The organism is Marinobacter sp. JSM 1782161 (assembly GCF_011421605.1).
In the GTDB taxonomy this organism is placed as follows: domain Bacteria; phylum Pseudomonadota; class Gammaproteobacteria; order Pseudomonadales; family Oleiphilaceae; genus Marinobacter_A; species Marinobacter_A bohaiensis.
This window is the reverse complement of sequence record NZ_WSSA01000003.1, coordinates 287231-305545: the sequence shown is the minus strand read 5'-3', so window position 1 is coordinate 305545 and position 18315 is coordinate 287231. Positions and strand designations below refer to the sequence as shown.

The following is an 18315-nucleotide window of genomic DNA, read 5'->3' as shown; positions in this document are numbered from 1 at the left end:
GGGTGATTGGGTGTTTCGGGCGCCACGGGAGATCGCTGACCCGTCATCGTCCGGGTAACCCAAAAGAAGTAACCAACGGGGACTCTTACGTTATGAACTACAAGACAAATCTTGCTTGCATCACGCTCCTGGGCGCTGCCGTATTCACCGCACCGGCGGTCTTGGCGCAGGACAAGCGTGACGAATCTGGTTTGTACATTGGCGGTAGTTACGGCGGGTTCAAATCCCACGGTGGTGAGTTCGAAGACGAAAATGACCTGTTTGCCGGTACCGTCGGCTACCAGTTCAACCGGTACTTCGCCCTGGAAGGCGATTACCTCGATTTCGGTGAATTCGGCGAGGACGATGACGTCAACAGCGACCTGAAAGGTCTGGCCCTGTCCGCCAAGGGTCGCCTGCCGCTTACCGAGAGCTTTGGCATTTACGGTAAGGCCGGTGCCTTTGTCTACTCCTACGATGTGGACGCCTTTGACGACAGCGAGACCTATGACGAGGTCAGTCCCTTCGTGGGTGCGGGTGTCGATTTCCGTGTCACCCAGAGTCTGACCGCGTTCGCTGAATACGACCGGTATAACGTCGAAGTGGATGAAGACGATTTCAACGGTCAGGTCACCAACGATGGGCCCGAGTTCGATACGGCCCGGGTGGGTTTGAGCTACATGTTCTGATGCACCGTGTGAGCTGATTCAGGAAGGGAAGACCGCACTCAGTCATCAACGCCAGGATAGCGCTTGTGAGTGACGGTCGGAGAAGTGCCGGATGGTTTGTCTGTCCGGCACTTTTTTTATGGCTATGCGATGTCCGCATTTATGACTATTCGACGATGACCGTTCGACGTCCGCACGGCCGTGTTTTCAACAAAAAAGTGTTCGATAAATAAACAGGTCTTTGTTTTATCTCGCCTTTTCTTTCCGCTGTAAAGTTTCGTAACTTGTTGTTATTTCGCGAATTACCTACGTGCAGCCGCCGAAATTGCAGGTATAGTTAGCGCCTGAATCTAATAGGAGGTGGCTATGAATCGTGGCTCAAAAATAACATTTGTCTTGTTTGGGGCGGTCGCGCTGACAGCGTGCGGCGGGGGCGGTTCCGGCGGCAGCGATTCCGGCACGGCCGTCTCGGCCAGCGAGTCATCGGCGGGGTCATCGTCGTCCACGGGAAGCACCACGACACTGTCCGGCTGTGAAGTGGAGACGTACCAGGCGGATCTGCTGGAATTGGTCAATGCGGCGCGCTCAGAGGCACGCATGTGCGGTGATACCCATTACGCCGCAGCCGCACCGCTGACCTACAGTTGCACCCTGGAGGAAGCGGCCCAGGCACACAGCAGTGATATGGCCACCTATAACTTCTTCAGTCATACCGGGTCGGACGGCCTGTCCGTCGGCGACCGGGTCACTGCCACGGGTTATCCGTGGAGCATCGTGGGTGAGAACATCGCGGCCGGGTACAGCTCGCCGTCCGCCGTCATGGCCGGTTGGCTGGACAGCCCCGGGCACTGCGCCAACATCATGCGGGACAGCTTCAGCGAGTTCGGTACCGCACGAGTAGCCGGCGATGGCACCGATTACGCCAATTACTGGACGCAGGTTTTTGCGCATCCGCGTTGAACGGATTCCGGACGGGACGGACCCCGTCGATTCTCTTTTCAGCTCGCACCTTCCCATCTCGCCGCCTCCCCGATCTTCCCGCCGATCAATCATTCTCTTCTCGATCCACACGGCGACCTGTCACGCGCCCGTGCTACTCGCAGAACGGTCGGATCGAATAGAAATGACGGCATCGCAAGGCCGTTTCGCAGTGCTGCAGTTGGCCGCTGTAGGTGTTCGCGTGAGCCGTTACCCGGTTGGCGACCCGCTGCACCCAGGGCCGCTGGCGGTAACTCTGGCGCGCAAAGCCGGTGGGGCCTTCGTGATAGGCCAGGTACAGGTCGCGGGTGTTGTCCAGGGACAGGCCCAGTTGGCGCCGGACCCGGGCGTTGTACCAACCGATGAAATCCAGGGCGTGCTTCATCTGCGAACGCTCGGCGAACAGGCTGCCGGCGTCGGCCATGTATTCCTCCCAGGTGGGATCCACGGCCTGCGCGTAACCGAACGCCGTCGATGGACGGGCCCAGGGGATCACCCCGAAAAGATGCGTACGGGGCGGTCGGATGTGGCTCTGGAAGGCGGACTCCTGGCGCACGAAGGCCATCTGGGTGGCGATGGGCGTGCCCCAGCGTTCCTCTGAGGCGGCGGCGTAGTCGTACCATTGCGGGTGCTGCTCGAACACGTCGCAGAGGTTGTCCGGATTGGTCGGTGGCGAGGGCACCAGTACCCGGTAGCCACCGATCAGCCAGGACAGTCCGGCCACCAGGACCAGCGGTACGGCTGATTCGGCAGCGATACGCAGGATGGAGCGACGTCGGGACGGGATGGTGTTCTCCGGGACTTGGGGATGCGGCCAGTATAACCCGCCTCCGCCATGGCGGAAGCGGGCGACAACGTGTGACCGGACAACGTGTGACCGTCAGCCCTCCCGACTGGGCGGTGCCATGAACTCGGGACCTACCGGGTCGGTGATGTGCTCGCTGAGGATGGCGTCGATGGCCTGCATGTCTTCCTTGGCCAGGGACCAGCCTTCCACATTGGTCACAGGGTCCAGCTGATCCGGCCGCCGTGCGCCCCACAGGGCCGTGGTGACGCCCGGTTGATCAATCAGCCAGCGCAGCGCCAGGGCCAGCACGTCCTTGCCGAAGTGATCGCGGGCGTAGGCGTCCAGCGCGCTGACGGCGTTGAGGTACTGGGTAAAACGCTCGCCCTGGAACTTGGGATCCTTGTTGCGCAGGTCGTCGCCCTCGAACTCGGAATTCGGGTTCATCTTGCCGCTCAGCAGGCCGCGACACAGGCCGCCATAGGTGACGGTGGCGATGTCGTTGTCGCGACAGTAGGGCAGGATGTCGGATTCAACCTCCCGCTCGAACAGGTTGTAGGGTGGCTGGTCGCTGTGCAGCGGGGCGAACTCACGGAACGCGTCCATCTGGTCCGGCGAGAAGTTACTGACCCCGATCGAGCGGATCTTGCCGTCCCGCAGCAGTTTTTCCAGGGCCTGGGCGGTTTCCTCCACCGGCGTGGCCGGGTCGGGCCAGTGCACCTGGTAGAGATCGATGTGATCGGTCTGCAGGCGGCGCAGCGAGTCTTCCACTTCCTGCTGGATGCGTTTGGCACTGGCGTCACGCCAGATCTTGCCGGCGTCCTCATCCCAGTTCAGGGCCACCTTGGTCGCCAGTACCACCTGGTCGCGCCGACCGCCGGCGAGCGCCTTGCCGACGATTTCCTCGGAACGGCCAAAGCCGTAGACCGGTGCGGTGTCGATCAGGTTGATGCCCTTGTCGATGGCCGCATGAATCGTGTCGATGGAGGCCTTTTCATCGGTGCCGCCCCACATCCAGCCGCCGATGGCCCAGGTGCCCAGACCTATCGGAGTGACTTCGATGTCGGTACTGCCTAACGTCCTGGTTTTCATGGCTCCTCCTGTTGTTGAGGCGTGGTGTTTGGTTGAGGCTGCGGTGTTCTCATGGGAAGTCGTGTTTGAAAACAGCGTCCGGTATCGAGCGAGGCTTGAATCGGGTGGCCAGACACCAGCATAGCTTACGGGCTTAACCGGATCGCCGTTGGCCTATAAACGCTCTGGGGACAGCATACGCCCGGTTCAATGCCCCGGATGTGACGATCCGGACAGACAGGCGCGCTGGCGATCGGATAGAGGCCGTCAGCAAGGGACGATCAGAAAGGGGCAATCAGGCACAGGCAATCAGGCCGGTAACAAGAGAGGCGGGAGAGTGCCCCGCGCAGCGGCGGGGCAGGGGCATCAGTTCTGGCGGGGCGGGTCCATGGACTTGCGCAGGTGATCCATGGCACCAAGGCTGGTGAACACGTCGAGACTGGAGACTGGTGTGGCACTGCCGTCTCCGACGTAGTATTCGGGCATGTTGATCTGGGTGTCTTTCAGCGCCGGGTACATCACCTGGGCGATGTCGCGCTGGATTTCCGCCAGGTAGATGTCGCGCGCGGCCTGTTTGGCCAGCAGGTTCGCCTTGGCCACTTCCGCCTCGGCCAGGCCTTTCTCGCGGATGGCCTGGGCGGCGAATTTGGCGGCTTCGGCGTTGGCTTTCTGGATGTTGCGTTCCGCTGTGGCCACGTCCAGTTCCTTCTCTTTCTGCAGCAGCGCGACGGCCTTTTCCTTCTCCTTACGCACGCGCTCCAGTTCCGCCTGCTGACGCTCCATTTCCACTTCCTTCTGCTTGGAAATGATGGCCAGCTCCTTGGCGCGCTGGGCGTCCTGGATGGCCCGGGCCTTCACGATTTCCTTCTCCAGCTGGGCGGTCTTGGCTTCGGCGCGGGCAGTTTCCTGGGCCTGGATGGCGGTGATGCGTTTGGCGACCAGGTCCTTCTTCTTGACCAGCAGCTCGTCCAGGCGGTGTTCCGGAATCGGTCGGCCAATGGTGACCTGGCGCACCTGGATGCCATAGGCCTCCAGCGGATTGGCCAGTCGCTTCGCCTGCCCGGCATCGTCCTGGAGGATGATGTTCTTCCAGACCAGCTGGTTCTTGTGCTCCAGCCGGTCGGCGTCCGAATTCTCCGACGATACCGCCGCCAGGTCGGTCTGCTCGACTTCCACCTGGCGGCGTTCGGTCTGGTAGAGGCCGTTCTGCAGCTGGTCTTCCAACTGCACCTTGAACTTGTTCAGCCCGCCCTGGAAGAACTCTTCGCCGGTGTACTGGGTGGCGGTCACCACCGTGACGTTCTTGGCGTTCTTGAGCAGCAGGGAATCAATCAGGTTGTCGTAGCTGCGGAATTCCCGGTGCATGGCGACGATCCGCTTCGGGTCGGCCGAGAGCTTGAAGCGGAAGGTGGCCGGGATGCGCGCGGTGTAGGTGTCGGCAAACTGGACTTCCACCTCGTTGAGCTGACGCGTGGCCTTGATGACCTCGCCGTTTTCCTGGTTGCCGAAGTTCAGCGTCATCGCCTGGTTGTAGGTGTAGACGTTGGAAAACAAGGGCACCTTGAAGTGCACGCCCGGCTCGCTGAACACGCGGATGGTGCCGAACAGGGTGTCCTGCACGACGTAGGTATAGCCCAGTTCGGTGGTGAAAAACGAGGACATGGCCAGAACGATGGCCACGATGCCGCCGGCAATACCGGCGGAGTACTTTTTCAGGTTCGCCAACAGCGAACCGGAGGCCGACGACAGCCGGCTTTTGACTGCTTGATCCATGTCGATATTCCTGTGATGCGTCTTCCGTGAAGCGCGCAAAAATACACAGCTTTGCGATTTTGCGCCATATAAATCGACAGGTTTTCAGCCCTGGAACCGGGAATTGTCGGGAGTTGATCACAAAAGATTCAGATTTTAAATAATTTCACACCGTTGTTTCCAAACGTCACAGATATCAGATGAATTTCTGTTAACTTCCGCGATAGGCGTCGTTGCAAAAAGGTTTGGAAAGCAGGGAAGCCGACGTTGTCGTGTGCACCTCCTCGCGCACGTTTTCAGGGATCAGGATCAAGGTGATTTATGCCATCCGCACGCTACCGCATCCGATTTGACGGTCAGGTTGTCGAAGGGGTTTCGTCCGCGCAGGTCAGGAAGAACCTGCAGGCTATCTTCAAGGCGCCGGACGAGCGCATCGAGCGACTGTTCGACGGCACCGCACGCTACCTCAAGAAAGATCTCTCCGAGGCCCAGGCGGAACACTATCGCGAGCAACTGAAAAAGGCCGGCGCCCTGGTGTTCATCGAGCCCATGCCGGACGCCGAAGCCGCCGTTGCGCCGTCGACACCGAAGCCTGCGCAACCGCCGCGCCACGCCACCTCGGCAGCGGAGTTGTCCATGGTGCCCATCGAGGGCGAAGACCCGGAATCTGCGGAAAGCGAAGGCGATGCTCAGGCGCCGCAGGCCGCCGCCCTGTCCATGGCGGACGAACAACCGACGGCTGGGGAAGCCTCCGAGGCGGGCGGTCCGGCCCGTTTCGAGGCCAGGCCCGTGGGCTCAACGCCCATCAAGCGCCCCATCCGCAAGGAGCCGGAACCGGAAGATTTCCGCGAGGCACGTTTCGAGTTCGTCGGCAACGGCAAGGAATATTTTGGCATCTGGATCGTCAACATCCTGCTGACCATCGTCACCCTGGGGATCTACTCTGCCTGGGCGACGGTGCGCAATAATCAGTACTTTTACGGCAACACCCGGCTGGATAACGCCAGCTTCCAGTACTTGGCCGAGCCCATCACCATCCTCAAGGGGCGGCTGATCGCCTTCTTCGCGTTTGTCCTGTACGGCTTCGTGTCGGAGATGTTTCCGCTGGCCGGGATCGTGCTGGGTATCTGCTTTATCTTTGCCATGCCCTGGATCATTATCCGCTCCCTGCGCTTCCGCGCGGTGAACAGCGCTTACCGCAACGTGCGCTTTGACTTCCAGGCGAGCTACGCCGATGCCTTGATGGTGATGGTGGTGTGGCCCTTCCTGAACCTGTTGACCCTGCTGTTGCTGACCCCGTTCGCGACGCTCAAGAATCATCGCTTTATCGCCACCGGCATGCGCTACGGCACCAGTGCGTTCGATTTCGAGAACACCAACGGCGAATACTACGGTTTCTTCGGCAAGGGGCTGCTGATCGGTATCGGCTTCGGCGTCGGCTCCATGGTGGCCAGTTCGCTGATCCACCCGATGCTCGGGATGCTGGTGGCGATGGTGGGCTATCTGGCGGTGTTCGGCTACTTCAAGGCGGGCCTGGCGAACCTCTTCCTCAACAGCTCGACGCTCAAGTCCCACAGTTTCCATTCCGCCCTGGAGCCCAAGCAGCTGGTGTGGATCTACTTCAGCAACAGTCTGCTGGTGCTGCTGACCCTGGGCCTGGGCACGCCCTGGGCGCAGGTGCGTATGGCCCGCTATCGCGCGGCCTGCACGGAAATGGTGGTGGCCGGTGACCTGGATGGCTTCGTGGCCGCCGAAGGCAAGCGCACCAGTGCCCTGGGTCAGGAACTGGGTGACGCCTTCGACGTGGGCATCGCCGCGTTCTGATGATCCTCGAAGGCGATTTCTACAGTGGTGCCACCTCCCGCCGGCGATCCGCTCGCCTGCGCCTGGAGGAGGGCGCCCTCACACTCGAACTGGATGACGAGGCCCGGTCCCTGGACTGGGCCGCGGTCCAGGTGTCGCCGCGGGTCGGCAACACCCCGCGTTACCTGCACCTGCCCGAAGACGGCGTGTTCGAGACGTCCGACAACGACGGCGTCGATGCCCTGTCGCGCCAGTTCCGCTCAGGCCTGGTCGCACGCTGGGTGCATCGCCTGGAGAACCATCTGGGGCTGATCCTGGTGGCCGCCGTAGTGACGGTCCTGGTGACGCTGGGAACCTTCCTCTACGGCCTGCCCTGGACCTCCCGGGTGGTGGCCGGCTGGATGCCCGAGTCGGTGGTGGAGCAGGCCAGTACCAGCACGCTGCAGGCGCTCGACGCCACCTGGATGGCCCCGTCCACCCTGTCGGCCGAACGCCAGGCGGCGTTGCAGTCAACGTTCTCGCCCTACCTCGATGTGGCCGGACGCCCGGTCACCGTGCTGTTCCGTGACGCCGAGGGCATCGGTCCCAACGCCATGGCGCTGCCCGACGGCACGGTGGTGTTCACGGATCAGTTGGTGAACCTGGCCGAAGACGATCGCGAGCTTGTTGCCGTGCTGGCCCATGAACTGGGGCACGTGGCTCACAACCACGGCATGGAGGGGCTGGTGCACTCGTCGCTGACGGCTTGGCTGATCGTCATGATGACCGGTGACCTGTCGTCCTTCGCGGATTCGACGGTGGCCGGCCCGGCCGTGTTGCTCAACCTGGCCTATTCCCGGGACATGGAGCGCGAAGCGGACCAGTTCGCCCTGGACACCATGCAGGCGCGGGGCCTGGATCCCAACTATTTCGTGATCGTGATGCAGCGCATGGAATCCGCCCATGGTGGCGGGGAGCCAGGCTCTGACGAGACGGGTGAACAGGGCAGCCACGAGGAGGAATCCGAGGGGTGGCTGGGCCAACTGGGCGCGCTGGTGTCGTCCCACCCGCTCACCGACGAGCGTCTGGAGCGATTCCGCGAGGCAAGCCGGTAATTTGTTATCTGTTCGTCGGACACCGATTGACTGATGTCGCTTCGGCATGGCTTCCTGGCAGCCGGCGGGCGGCCCGGTGTCCGACGAAAATCCCTTCGATTATTTCAGCGCTTTCACTTCTTGAAACGGTTGATCAGATAGATGGCAACACCGGCGGTGGCCATCAGGCCCAGTGTGCTGGGCTCCGGTACGCTGACCACGGGATCCTCGTAACGGGTTGCCAGTGCACTTCCTGAAGCCAGCAGTGTTACCGCAAGAACGTAGAGCTTAGCCATGATATCGGTCCTCGATGTAGTCCCATCGGATGCAGTGCATAATGCGGGCCTATTATCGGTATGGCCAAAATCAATGAGTTGGCGGGCGTCGTCGCGGCGGTTGTAAAGCAAGCTGACTGCGCCGCTTGAGAGCGATTTCTGTTTGCTTTACTGGGTCTTTCCAATCAGAGGGTTAGGTCGTATGGGGTGTCCGCGGGGGCGCCGATCGGCGTCAGGAATCTTTCCAGTGTCGTCAGCCCGGGCGGATTTCGGTGGCGCGTTGCAATCGAACCGCCCGTATCCGGTCTGCTAAAGCCCCGTTGAGCGCTGCCGGGTTGTCGCCCTCGTCATCACTCTTCCAGGATAAAGGCCGTCTTTTCCAGCGTGTTTTCGTCGTCGTCGACAAAGCGGAACAGGTTCCAGCCGATGCGGACCACGTCCCCGTTGTTGAGCCGCTGGCGGCTGTCGATCCGGATGTCGTTAACGTAGGTGCCGTTGGTGCTGTTGGCGTCGGTGATGTAGTGGTCGGTGGTGCCTTCCAGGTAGGCGTTGGACTCGATATCGACCACCGCGTGATGACCGCTGACGGAAATCTCGTCGATCTGGATGTCGTTGTTCGGGTGCCGGCCGATGTTCACCCGGGAGCCGGTCAGGTCGAAGTTCGTCACCACCAGGTTGTCGACCAATTGGGAAAGCGCTGCCATGTCAGGACTCCTTGAGAATCATTACTACGGACACATTGTCCTTGGCCCCATTGTCGAGGCTGGTGTCGATCAGGGTGCGGACCTGATCCCGGGCCGTTGACCGGCGCGCCAGCAGGCCGGTCCATTCGGCTTCGGGAATCGCCTCGGGCAGACCGTCGGAGCACAGCAGCAGGCGCTCGCCCGCGGCCAGCTTCAGCCGGCTCAGGCTGGGGGCAGGCTGCTCCGAAGAACCCAGGGCCTGGGTCAGGACGTTGCGAAAAGGTATGTTCGGCGCATCGGACTCGCGGATGCTGCCGTCGTCAATCATGTTCTGGACCACGGTGTCGTCGCGGGTGCGGCGGCTGAGTGTATCGTTGCTGATCAGGTAGCAGCGCGAGTCGCCGATGTGGGCGATCAGCGCGTCGTCTCCCTGGACCCAGGTGGCGACGACGGTGGTGCCCATGTTGCCCAGCGCCGGGTCCTCCTCACGCAGGGCCTGGATCTGCTCGTTGGCGTCGCGAATGGCGTCGTGTACCGCCGCCACCTGCGCCTCATCGCCGATCAGGCCCTGGCTGACGAGCGGGGCGAGACGCTGCACGATGGCGTTGACCGCCACCTGGCTGGCGATTTCACCGCCTTTATAGCCGCCCATGCCGTCCGCCACGATGCCCAGCACCCGGCTGCCGTCGGGGCTGACGTGCCAGGCGATGGCGTCCTGGTTGCTGATGCGGCGGGTGCCGATATCCGTGACTCCGGTGGCGGTGAGCGTCATCAGGAAGCCTCCTTGCTGCCTTCACGCACAGCGGCCCGGCGCAGGGCATCGGCCATCGCGCCCGCACTGGCGAAACGCTTGGCCGGGTCCCGCTGGATTGCTTTGTTGATCAGCCGGACCACGCCGTCGGGCAGATCCGCGTTGTATTCGCGCACGCTGCGCGGGCGCTTGTTGAGAATCTGGTAGGTCAGGTTGGCCAGAGTGTCGGCGTTGAACGGTGTGGCGCCGGAGACCAGCCGGTAGAGGGTCACGCCCAGGCTGTAGATGTCCGATCGGCCGGTGACTTTCTGGCCCTTGAGCTGCTCGGGGGACATATAGAGCGGGCTGCCCATGACATTGCCCGTCTTGGTGCGGGAATCGTCCGCAATCTTGGCGATGCCGAAGTCGGTGATTTTCACGTCTCCGCTCCTGGCGTCGTAGATGATGTTGCCCGGCTTGATGTCGCGATGGACGATCTTCTGCCTGTGGGCGTAGTCCAGCGCTTCGGCCACCTGGGCCAGTACTTCCAGTACCACCGGCAGGCGCAGCAGTTGGCCGGCCTTGCCATACACGCTCAGCGGCCGGCCTTCGGCGTAGTCCATGGCGATAAATGCCAGGTCCGCTTCCTCGCCTACATCATAGACCGTGACGATGGCCGGGTGGTTCAGGCGTCCGGCGGCTTCGGCCTCGCGGAAGAACCGGTCCTTGAGCTCTTTCAGCTCGGTGCCGTCGAACTGTGCGTAGCTGAAGGTCTTGATTGCCACCTGCCGGGCGATCTTGGGATCCTGACCCAGGTACACCACGCCCATGGCGCCGCGGCCAAGTTCCCGTTCGACTTCGTAGCGGCCCAGCGTGGGCTTGCTCACGGCCTGGTCGGGCAGCACCAGGGTGCTGGTGACGTCATAGCCGCTTCCCGTCGGGGTGACGGTCGTGGTCTGGCTGAATTTCTCGAGTGTTTCCAGGCGCTTGGCGACATCGCGGAAACCGCGCCGCTGATCCATGATCTGGCGATACGTGGCCGCGGCAGCCTCATACTGGCGCTTGCGTTCCTGCTGGATGGCGATGTCGTACTGCAGGGCCAGGGTGCGCTGCCCGGGCGGACAGTGCGCCAGGGCGGCCAGGGCGTCTTCCGGCTTTCCCTGTTGAAGCAGCAGCCGGCCCAGTTGCAGGCGCGCCTGCCGCACGTTGCGCTGGAGCGTGTGGATCTCGCGGTACGGCTGCATCCAGAACAGCATGATCAGGTAGCCGGGCAGAAGCACGGCGTTGACCGCCCCCAGCGGCAGCCACGTCTGGCGGTACAGCAGCAGGGACGCCTGGGTGACGGCCAGCGCGATCACCGCCAGGGCGACCAGTAGTGTTGTGAGCGCCGTGCCCAGCCCCGGCATGCCCATGACCAGCAGGGCGGTCGCGCCTCCGGTCAGCCCCAGTTGCAGATAGGGCGTCCAGGCAGGGCGGTTCAACGAGTGCTGATCCATAAAGGCGGTGAGGGCGGGGCCGTTGTCGGGAATGGCGGTCTCGGCGGCGTTGGCCGGAATGTCCCACACGGCGTTGAAAATGGCGTGGTCGATGGTGTGGACCAGAGGCATCCGGTCAGCGCTGAAGGCGACCCAAAGAGCGAGCGCGACCACGACCAAACGCAAGCTGAACATATGGGAAAACAGAAAGCGAATGACGTGCACTCCGTGAAAAGATGTAAAACGCCTTCGCGGAGTCTAGAGGCTGGCCCGGGCAGGTCATATAGGAACTTTTTGAATTTTTGTAAGCGATTGTTTTCGAACGCGCCCTGATGGGCAGGCGAAAAGGCCGGGGCGGCGACGGCAACCGCACCCGGCACGTGGCCGCTTCAGCGCTGGCGGAACCAGACCTCGACGCGGCCGTTGCGGTTGGCACCCGCTTCCCCGCCGCTGCTGCCGACCGGCGCGTAGTGCCCGTAGCCGGTGTAGGCCTCCACGTTGATGTCCTGCTCCTTGCGCAAGGCTTTCTTGACCGACAGCGCCCGCAGTTCGGAAATCATCTGGGCGCGCAGCTCGTTGGACTGTTTGTCGGCATAGCCGATCAGCATCAGGTCGCGGCCGTCGGCGTGGTGGGACTGCAGGAACCGCTTGAGCCGGTCCAGGTCCCGTTGCGCCTTGTTGTCCAGCTTGGTGCGCCCCTCGGCGAAGCGGAAGTTGACGCTCAGGCGCTGGTAGTCCCGGGTGAGGCTGTTGAGAGTGGCCGGCACGCTGTCGCCCCGGTCGTCCTCGACCGCCTGGATGTTCTGGGAGATGTAGCCGGTCTGCTGCACGATTTCCTGACCCTTGCGGCTTTGCACGAAGTCGAGGAAGTCGGCGGTGACCGGAGTGTCGTCCGCGCCCAGGGAATACATGAACAGGCGGCGGGACAGCGGGTAATCCTCGGTGGCCACGTTCAGCCGTGAGGGGAGCAGGGCGGCCGAGCCGCCATCGGCAATCGCCAGGACCTTGCTGTCGCGTACCGAGGCCAGCCCGGCGAACCCGATGCCGGCAGGGTCCTGGCTGACGTCGTCGGACAGCTGGTCGTTGGATTCGTAGCGTCGCGCGCTGTCGGTCAGCGAGTAATCACTGCCCAGTACCAGATGGCGGAACGTGTCCCAGGTGCCTGAGCGGTCGTCCCGCGCATAGACGTGGATGGGCCGATCGGGGCCGCCCAGAACCTGCCAGTTGCTGATCTGTCCGGCGAAGATCTGCGCCAGCGTGGTCTTGTCGAGCTGCGACAGGGCGTTGTCCGGATGGACCAGGATCGCCAGGCCGTCGATCGCCACCACATGCTCGCTCTGCGGGCTGCGTAGATCCGCCCGGGAAGCGAGCAGTGCCACTTCTTTGTCCTTGGCCGGGCGAGAGGCGGCGGCTATCTGCGCCGAACCGCCGTTGAGCCCCGTGAAACCGGTGCTGGAACCGTGAGCCTCGATCCGGGCCTCGAACGGCTTGCCCGAGAGGCTGGCGGTCACTCTTTTCTCGTTCTCCCGACGGGTTTCCTGGATACGGATCGAAGCGGCATTGCGTTCTTTCAGGTAGCCGGCGACCAGGGCCGGAGCCAGCTCCGCGCCGATGGTGTTGGAGCCGTGGATTTCCAGGTCATTGGCGTGGGCGCACGCGGCCAGGAGGCCAAGTAGCCCGCCGCCGATCAGTCGGGCCAGTGGGCCGGAGAATACTGTCTGCATAGAGGACACTCCAGATCGATAAAGCACGGCATCCTATGTCAGCAAGATGACATTTGAGTGACATTTTAATGAAACCGTCATGATCAGAATCACGGCGAGCGCATCAGCCGCCAGGGTTGCGGGTGTCACACGAATTTAAGAACACAGGCGTACGCTTGGACGGCGCCTTTTAAACCGCCAGGGCATTAAGGTGATTACCATAATGAATAGATGCTATAAAGGGATTGTTCGGGCCAATTCCACAGTGCTATTTTAGGGTTTAGCTGACATGTGTACGCCGAACGGTTTGCGCGGCATATGGACGCGCCAAGGTGCAGCGCAGGCGGCACGGTACGATTCGATGTGCACATAAAGGTTCGATGAGAGGAGAGCTACATGGCTACGGCGATTGAAGTGCAAGAAAAGAGAGAGGTCCTGGCGTCGCTGGAGCCTCTGGTCGAGGAACTGATGCAGCGCCATATCGACGAGCGGCGCCTGTGGATGCCCAGCGAATTCCTGCCCGCCAGTGAGGGCATGACCGCTGAACAGATCAAGTACATCCAGGATCTGCAGGAGCGGGCCCGCGGTCTGCCGGATTCGGTGCGTGTTTCCCTGGCCCTGAACCTGCTGACCGAAGAAGGGCTGCCGCATTTCCATCGCCTGATTGCGGTACATCTGGGTACCGGCAACGCCTGGGAGCGCTGGAACTTCCTGTGGACCGCCGAGGAAGACCGCCATGGCTGCGCTCTGCACGACTACGTGCGCGACTCCCGTGTGTTCAATATGGAAGCCTTTGAAAAGCTCCAGTACCTCTATCTGGAAGCGGGCTTCGACCCGGACTGGCACGACGACCCTTACCAGCTGCTGGCCTACACCAGCCTGCAGGAACGCGCCACCCAGTCCGCCCACGCCAACACCGCCAAGATCGCGGCCAAGTACGATCCGGTGATCCAGCGTCTGCTGGGCCACATCGCCGCAGACGAATCCCGCCACTTCCGTTTCTATCGCGACGCCTTCCGCGGGCTGCTGGAAGTGGACAGCACAAAGGCCATGCAGTCGGCGCTGAAAGTCATGCCGCGCCTGGCCATGCCGGGTCACAACATCGCCGGCTACGACGACATGGCCGACGTGGTGCACCGCGCCAACATCTATGGCCCGCGCGATTACCGCAAAGTCGTCCAGGAGTGCCTGGACAGCTGGGGCATCGCCGACCTGACGCCGGTGGACGCGGCGGGCCGCGAAGCCCAGGACAAGATGATGGCCGTGCCCAAGCGTCTGGACAAACTGGCGGACATTCTGGAGCGCCGCATGCGTTCCAAGAGTTTCACCTTCGATTTCATCAACCAGCGGATCATGGAATTCGAGGTCTGAATTCCGCCAGGCAGCCCGGCCTGATCAGCCGGGCTGCCTGATGCTGGCTTCCCCGCGTTGCTCTCCCCACCGCAGCGGCCACAGTGTCTGACCGGACCGCGGCCTACCCTGGCATTCACCCCGTTGATTTTCGTAATAACCACCGCGCACTCCCGCATGGGGGCATACAGGTGTTATTTTCAGACCTTCAGTACGCCGACGGTGGATAACAGGAGGTTTGATCGTGGTTGATTTCAGCATGGCCCTGGGCCGTATTCGTCTCTCGCAACCGGTGATCCAGGCGCCCATGGTCGGTGTGTCGACGCCGGATCTGGCCGCTGCGGTGTCCAACGCCGGCGGCCTGGGTTCGATTGGCATCGGCGGCAGTTCGGTGGAGCAGGCGCGGGCGATGATCGAAAAGACCGAGGGTCTGACCCGCCGCCCCTTCAACGTGAACGTGTTTTGCCATGCGCCGGCCAAACCCGATGGGGAACGCGAGTCGGCCTGGCTCGATTACCTGGCACCCAGGTTCAACGCCGTCGGCGCGGAGCCGCCGAAGTCCCTCGAAACACCCTACCCCAGCTTTCTGGAAAACCGCGCCATGCTGGATCTGCTGCTGCAGACCCAGCCGGCGGTGGTCAGCTTTCACTTCGGCCTACCGCGGCAGGACTGGATCGACGCCCTGCGGGATGCCGGCATCACTCTGCTGGCGACGGCCACCAGTCTGTTCGAGGCCCAGGAAATCCATAGCGCTGGCCTGCATGGCATCATCGCCCAGGGGCGGGAAGCCGGCGGCCACAGCGGCGTGTTCGATCCCCAGCGCGGCGATCCGGATCTGGGTACCTTGCCTCTGGTGCGGCTGATTGCGGCCCAATGCCGCCTGCCCGTGATCGCCGCCGGTGGCATCATGGACGGGCGCGGCATTCGCGCTGCCCTGGACCTGGGCGCCGTGGGCGTGCAGATGGGCACCGCCTTTATCCTGGCGCCGGAATCGGCCGCCGACGACGCCTACCGCGCCCGCTTCCAGGCGGGTGCCGCCATCCGTACCGCCATCACGTCGGTCATATCCGGTCGCCCGGCGCGGGGCTTCGTCGATCGCTGGTGGAAAGAGGTGGACGGCCCCGGCGGCCCGGAGCTGCCTGACTATCCGATCACCTACACCGCCGGCAAGGCGCTCAAGGCCGCCGCGCGGGCGAACGGCGAGTCCGGCTTCGACGCTTGCTGGGCAGGGCAGGGTGCGGCCCTGGCCCGCGCGTTGCCGGCGGGCGAACTGGTGGTGCGACTGGGCGAGGAGCTGGAACGGGCGTCCGCCTTCGGCGGTTAGCGGTCCGGTAGCGAGGCGGCCATCGCCGTTTCGGTTTATCATCGCGTGAATGCCGCAAAAAAGAACGGTTACGGGCTTGGCCACCTGCGGATGAGCGGCGCCCCTACCAGACAACCAGGATGATCCTATGACCTTTCCCCGCCTGCCGGCTTCGGCCTGGTTTATCATTGCCGCCGGCTCCTGCCTGCTGATGCTGGCGTTCGGGTTTCGCGCCAGTTTCGGCCTGTTCGTGCAACCCATGTCGGCCGCCAACGACTGGGGGCGGGACCTGATCGGTCTGGCACTGGCGATCCAGAACCTGGCCTGGGGGCTCATCGCGGTCCTGGCGGGCGGTCTGGCGGATCGTTTCGGTAACGTGCGGGTGTTGGTGGTGGGCGCTTTGCTCTACGCCGCCGGGCTCTGGGTCACCGGGGGCGTGCAGACGCCCTGGGGGCTGCACATGGGCGCCGGGCTTCTGGTAGGCGCTGGCATCGCCGGAACCGGTTTCGGGATCGTGCTACCGCTGATGGCCAAGGCGGTCAGCGAAGACGACCGGCAGTGGGTGCTGGGCGTGGGTACGGCGGCCGGCTCCATGGGACAGTTCCTGATCGTGCCGCTGGCGCAGCAGTTCATTGACTGGCTGGGCTGGACCGGTGCGCTGCACGTCATGGGTCTGATGGCGCTGGGAATGATCGCCCTGGCCATGCCCCTGGCGCGTTGGGTCAAGCCCGGCTCCGCCGGCGTCAGCGCCACGGGCGAAGACAGCATGGCGCGGACCATCGGGTTGGCTCGCGGGCATCTGTCCTACTGGCTGTTAACCCTCGGCTTCTTCGTGTGCGGTTTCCATCTTGCTTTCATCACCGTACATTTTCCGGGCTACCTGACGGACAACGGTTTCGATCCGGATGTGGCGGCCTGGTCCATCGGTTTGATCGGGCTATGCAACGTGGTGGGGGCCATGGTGTCCGGCTATATTTCCGGTCGCGTCTCCATGAAGCGGGTGTTGATGTTCATCTACATCACTCGCGGCGTCGTGACCGTTGCCCTTCTGGTACTGCCGCTGTCGCTGGCATCGGTGCTGACGTTCAGCTGTCTGACCGGGTTCCTGTGGCTGGCGACGGTGCCGCCCACCACCGGCCTGGTGGCGACCATGTTCGGCACGCGCTACATGGCGACGCTCTACGGCGTGGTGTTCCTGGGCCACCAGTTGGGCAGTTTTACCGGCGTATGGCTGGGCGGCTGGATCTACGAGCGGACAGGCAACTACGACGCAGTCTGGTGGGCCGGTGTAGCCCTGAGCCTTGTGGCGGTCGCCTTGCACGCCGGAATCCGTGAACGGCGGGTCGACAACCTGGCGCCGGCGGCGGTCTGACTCAGCGTCAGGCTTCGTTCCCGGCCGCGACGCCGGAGGCCCAGGCCCATTGGAAATTGTGGCCGCCCAGGTGGCCGGTGACGTCGACCACTTCGCCGATAAAGAAGAGATCGGGGCGATCGTTGACCGCCATGGTGCGCGATGACAGCTGCCGCGTGTCCACGCCGCCCAGGGTCACCTCGGCAGTGCGGTAGCCTTCCGTGCCGGCGGGTTTGATGTGCCAGCGATTGAGCGTCTGGGCCACCTGCTCGATGCCGCTGTTCTTGTAGCCCTGCAACGGGCCCTGCCACCCGTTCAGGTCGTTGAACGCCTGGGCGAAGCGCTTGGGCAGGTGCTGGTTCAGGTAGTGGGCCACTGTCGATTGGGGCCTGGCCTTGCGTTGTGCCATCAACGCTTCGGCGGCATTCTCGCCGGGCAGGAGGTCGACGGCCAGCGCATCGCCGGGCTCCCAGAAACTGGAGATTTGTAGCATGGACGGGCCACTGAGGCCACGATGCGTCACCAGCATGGGTTCGCGGAAGTGTTCGCCGTTGCAGTGCACGTCCACCGGGCAACTGATGCCGGACAGCGGCGCCAGCTGTTCCTTGAGTTCCGGATGCAGGGTGAAGGGCACCAGGCCGGCGCGGGTGGGCAGGACTTCCAGTCCGAACTGGCGAGCGATGTCGTAGCCGAAGCCGGTCGCGCCGAGGGTCGGGATCGACAGCCCGCCGCATGCAATCACCAATGACGCGCATTCCAGCGGGCCGCTGCCGGTTCTCAGTCGGAAGCCTTCCGCCAGAGGTTCCACCTTGTTCACCGTCGTCTTCAGTCGCACCTCGGCGCCAGCCCACTCGCACTCGGTCAGCAGCAGGTTGACGATGTCCTTGCTGGAATCCCGGCAGAACAGCTGCCCCGCCGCCTTTTCTTCGTGTTCGATGCCGTGGCGCTCCACCAGGTCGAGGAAATGCTGTGGCGTGTAGCGTTTGAGCGCCGAAATGCAGAAGTGCGGGTTGGCGGAGAGAAAGTTGGACGGCGTGCTGTTGAGGTTGGTGAAGTTACAGCGTCCGCCTCCGGACATGAGGATCTTCTTGCCCGCCTTGCTGGCGTGGTCGATGACCAGCACGCGGCGTCCGCGATAGCCGGCCGTGGCGGCGCACATCAGGCCAGCGGCCCCGGCGCCGATAATGATGACATCGTAGTTTGCGGGCATGATCGGGACACTGGCGGGTGAATGACTGGCCGGGGATTATACGGTTTTCGACCGCGCCCGTCTTGCGATGCCACCTTTGGCTATAATAAAAACAGGATCAATGCCCAAAAGCTAAAATGCCCGCGTG

General features: G+C 63.0%; 16 protein-coding genes. 7 read left to right on the top strand and 9 right to left on the bottom strand.

The genetic code is table 11. The features are described from left to right. The first annotated feature begins 92 nt into the window (after positions 1-92). Complete coding sequence (locus GQB00_RS14205; protein WP_165856818.1) at positions 93-668, top strand: porin family protein; 576 nt, start codon at positions 93-95, stop codon at positions 666-668. Between the two features lie 375 nt (positions 669-1043). Next, positions 1044-1607: a CAP domain-containing protein gene (locus GQB00_RS14200; protein WP_228276816.1), complete on the top strand. Its 564-nt coding sequence runs from the start codon at positions 1044-1046 to the stop codon at positions 1605-1607. A gap of 133 nt (positions 1608-1740) precedes the next feature. Here the strand turns inward: GQB00_RS14200 and GQB00_RS14195 are convergent, their stop codons facing one another. The 3 genes from GQB00_RS14195 to GQB00_RS14185 form a co-directional block, all read right to left on the bottom strand. Then, positions 1741-2349 (bottom strand): lysozyme-like domain containing protein, encoded by a 609-nt coding sequence (locus GQB00_RS14195; RefSeq protein ID WP_323127290.1) that lies wholly within the window; start codon positions 2347-2349, stop codon positions 1741-1743. A gap of 156 nt (positions 2350-2505) precedes the next feature. Beyond that, positions 2506-3501 (bottom strand): aldo/keto reductase, encoded by a 996-nt coding sequence (locus tag GQB00_RS14190; protein ID WP_165856816.1) that lies wholly within the window; start codon positions 3499-3501, stop codon positions 2506-2508. A 345-nt stretch (positions 3502-3846) separates the two neighbouring features. Further along, complete coding sequence (locus GQB00_RS14185) at positions 3847-5253, bottom strand: SPFH domain-containing protein (protein ID WP_165856815.1); 1407 nt, start codon at positions 5251-5253, stop codon at positions 3847-3849. Positions 5254-5553: 300 nt separating this feature from the next. On the opposite strand from GQB00_RS14185, the gene GQB00_RS14180 reads away from it, so the two are divergent. Together GQB00_RS14180 and GQB00_RS14175 are read left to right on the top strand one after the other, a co-directional pair. Then, the gene (locus GQB00_RS14180; protein ID WP_165856814.1) at positions 5554-7056 is read left to right on the top strand and encodes a DUF898 family protein; all 1503 of its coding nucleotides are present in this window, start codon (positions 5554-5556) and stop codon (positions 7054-7056) included. Then, on the top strand, positions 7056-8129 hold the full coding sequence (locus GQB00_RS14175) for a M48 family metallopeptidase (protein ID WP_165856813.1): 1074 nt from the start codon (positions 7056-7058) through the stop codon (positions 8127-8129). Before GQB00_RS14180 ends, GQB00_RS14175 begins: the two co-directional genes overlap by 1 nt. Positions 8130-8242: 113 nt before the next feature. Here GQB00_RS14175 and GQB00_RS14170 read toward each other — a convergent pair whose 3' ends face one another. The 5 genes from GQB00_RS14170 to GQB00_RS14150 all read right to left on the bottom strand — a co-directional run bounded on the left by GQB00_RS14170 (position 8243) and on the right by GQB00_RS14150 (position 12995). Continuing rightward, on the bottom strand, positions 8243-8404 hold the full coding sequence (locus tag GQB00_RS14170; protein WP_111497850.1) for a PEP-CTERM sorting domain-containing protein: 162 nt from the start codon (positions 8402-8404) through the stop codon (positions 8243-8245). A gap of 329 nt (positions 8405-8733) precedes the next feature. Beyond that, the gene (locus GQB00_RS14165) at positions 8734-9087 is read right to left on the bottom strand and encodes an FHA domain-containing protein (protein WP_111497849.1); all 354 of its coding nucleotides are present in this window, start codon (positions 9085-9087) and stop codon (positions 8734-8736) included. Position 9088: 1 nt separating this feature from the next. Then, positions 9089-9838: a PP2C family protein-serine/threonine phosphatase gene (locus tag GQB00_RS14160; RefSeq protein ID WP_165856812.1), complete on the bottom strand. Its 750-nt coding sequence runs from the start codon at positions 9836-9838 to the stop codon at positions 9089-9091. Continuing rightward, positions 9838-11403: a serine/threonine-protein kinase gene (locus GQB00_RS14155; protein WP_228276815.1), complete on the bottom strand. Its 1566-nt coding sequence runs from the start codon at positions 11401-11403 to the stop codon at positions 9838-9840. The genes GQB00_RS14160 and GQB00_RS14155 overlap by 1 nt, the downstream gene beginning before the upstream one ends. Positions 11404-11660: 257 nt before the next feature. Further along, positions 11661-12995 (bottom strand): substrate-binding domain-containing protein, encoded by a 1335-nt coding sequence (locus GQB00_RS14150; protein WP_207950798.1) that lies wholly within the window; start codon positions 12993-12995, stop codon positions 11661-11663. Positions 12996-13370: 375 nt separating this feature from the next. On the opposite strand from GQB00_RS14150, the gene GQB00_RS14145 reads away from it, so the two are divergent. The 3 genes from GQB00_RS14145 (at position 13371) to GQB00_RS14135 (ending at position 16999) form a co-directional block, all read left to right on the top strand. Beyond that, positions 13371-14345, top strand: coding sequence for an acyl-ACP desaturase (locus GQB00_RS14145; RefSeq protein WP_207950797.1), 975 nt, complete (start codon positions 13371-13373; stop codon positions 14343-14345). Between the two features lie 238 nt (positions 14346-14583). Beyond that, positions 14584-15648 carry an NAD(P)H-dependent flavin oxidoreductase gene (locus GQB00_RS14140; RefSeq protein WP_165857100.1) on the top strand — a complete coding sequence of 355 codons (1065 nt, stop codon included), beginning with the start codon at positions 14584-14586 and terminating at the stop codon, positions 15646-15648. 127 nt (positions 15649-15775) lie between these two features. Beyond that, positions 15776-16999, top strand: a complete 1224-nt coding sequence (locus tag GQB00_RS14135) for an MFS transporter (protein WP_165856810.1) — start codon at positions 15776-15778, stop codon at positions 16997-16999. Between the two features lie 7 nt (positions 17000-17006). On the opposite strand, the gene GQB00_RS14130 is transcribed toward GQB00_RS14135, so the two are convergent. Then, complete coding sequence (locus GQB00_RS14130; protein ID WP_165856809.1) at positions 17007-18188, bottom strand: NAD(P)/FAD-dependent oxidoreductase; 1182 nt, start codon at positions 18186-18188, stop codon at positions 17007-17009. Positions 18189-18315: the final 127 nt, after the last annotated feature.

What these genes read in the sequence shown, in the direction of transcription:
- GQB00_RS14205 (WP_165856818.1), top strand. Translation starts at nt 93, where the DNA reads ATGAACTACAAGACAAATCTTGCTTGCATCACGCTCCTGGGCGCTGCC.
- GQB00_RS14190 (WP_165856816.1), bottom strand. Translation starts at nt 3,501, where the DNA reads ATGAAAACCAGGACGTTAGGCAGTACCGACATCGAAGTCACTCCGATA.
- GQB00_RS14185 (WP_165856815.1), bottom strand. Translation starts at nt 5,253, where the DNA reads ATGGATCAAGCAGTCAAAAGCCGGCTGTCGTCGGCCTCCGGTTCGCTG.
- GQB00_RS14180 (WP_165856814.1), top strand. Translation starts at nt 5,554, where the DNA reads ATGCCATCCGCACGCTACCGCATCCGATTTGACGGTCAGGTTGTCGAA.
- GQB00_RS14175 (WP_165856813.1), top strand. Translation starts at nt 7,056, where the DNA reads ATGATCCTCGAAGGCGATTTCTACAGTGGTGCCACCTCCCGCCGGCGA.
- GQB00_RS14170 (WP_111497850.1), bottom strand. Translation starts at nt 8,404, where the DNA reads ATGGCTAAGCTCTACGTTCTTGCGGTAACACTGCTGGCTTCAGGAAGT.
- GQB00_RS14165 (WP_111497849.1), bottom strand. Translation starts at nt 9,087, where the DNA reads ATGGCAGCGCTTTCCCAATTGGTCGACAACCTGGTGGTGACGAACTTC.
- GQB00_RS14160 (WP_165856812.1), bottom strand. Translation starts at nt 9,838, where the DNA reads ATGACGCTCACCGCCACCGGAGTCACGGATATCGGCACCCGCCGCATC.
- GQB00_RS14155 (WP_228276815.1), bottom strand. Translation starts at nt 11,403, where the DNA reads ATGCCTCTGGTCCACACCATCGACCACGCCATTTTCAACGCCGTGTGG.
- GQB00_RS14150 (WP_207950798.1), bottom strand. Translation starts at nt 12,995, where the DNA reads ATGCAGACAGTATTCTCCGGCCCACTGGCCCGACTGATCGGCGGCGGG.
- GQB00_RS14145 (WP_207950797.1), top strand. Translation starts at nt 13,371, where the DNA reads ATGGCTACGGCGATTGAAGTGCAAGAAAAGAGAGAGGTCCTGGCGTCG.
- GQB00_RS14140 (WP_165857100.1), top strand. Translation starts at nt 14,584, where the DNA reads ATGGCCCTGGGCCGTATTCGTCTCTCGCAACCGGTGATCCAGGCGCCC.
- GQB00_RS14135 (WP_165856810.1), top strand. Translation starts at nt 15,776, where the DNA reads ATGACCTTTCCCCGCCTGCCGGCTTCGGCCTGGTTTATCATTGCCGCC.
- GQB00_RS14130 (WP_165856809.1), bottom strand. Translation starts at nt 18,188, where the DNA reads ATGCCCGCAAACTACGATGTCATCATTATCGGCGCCGGGGCCGCTGGC.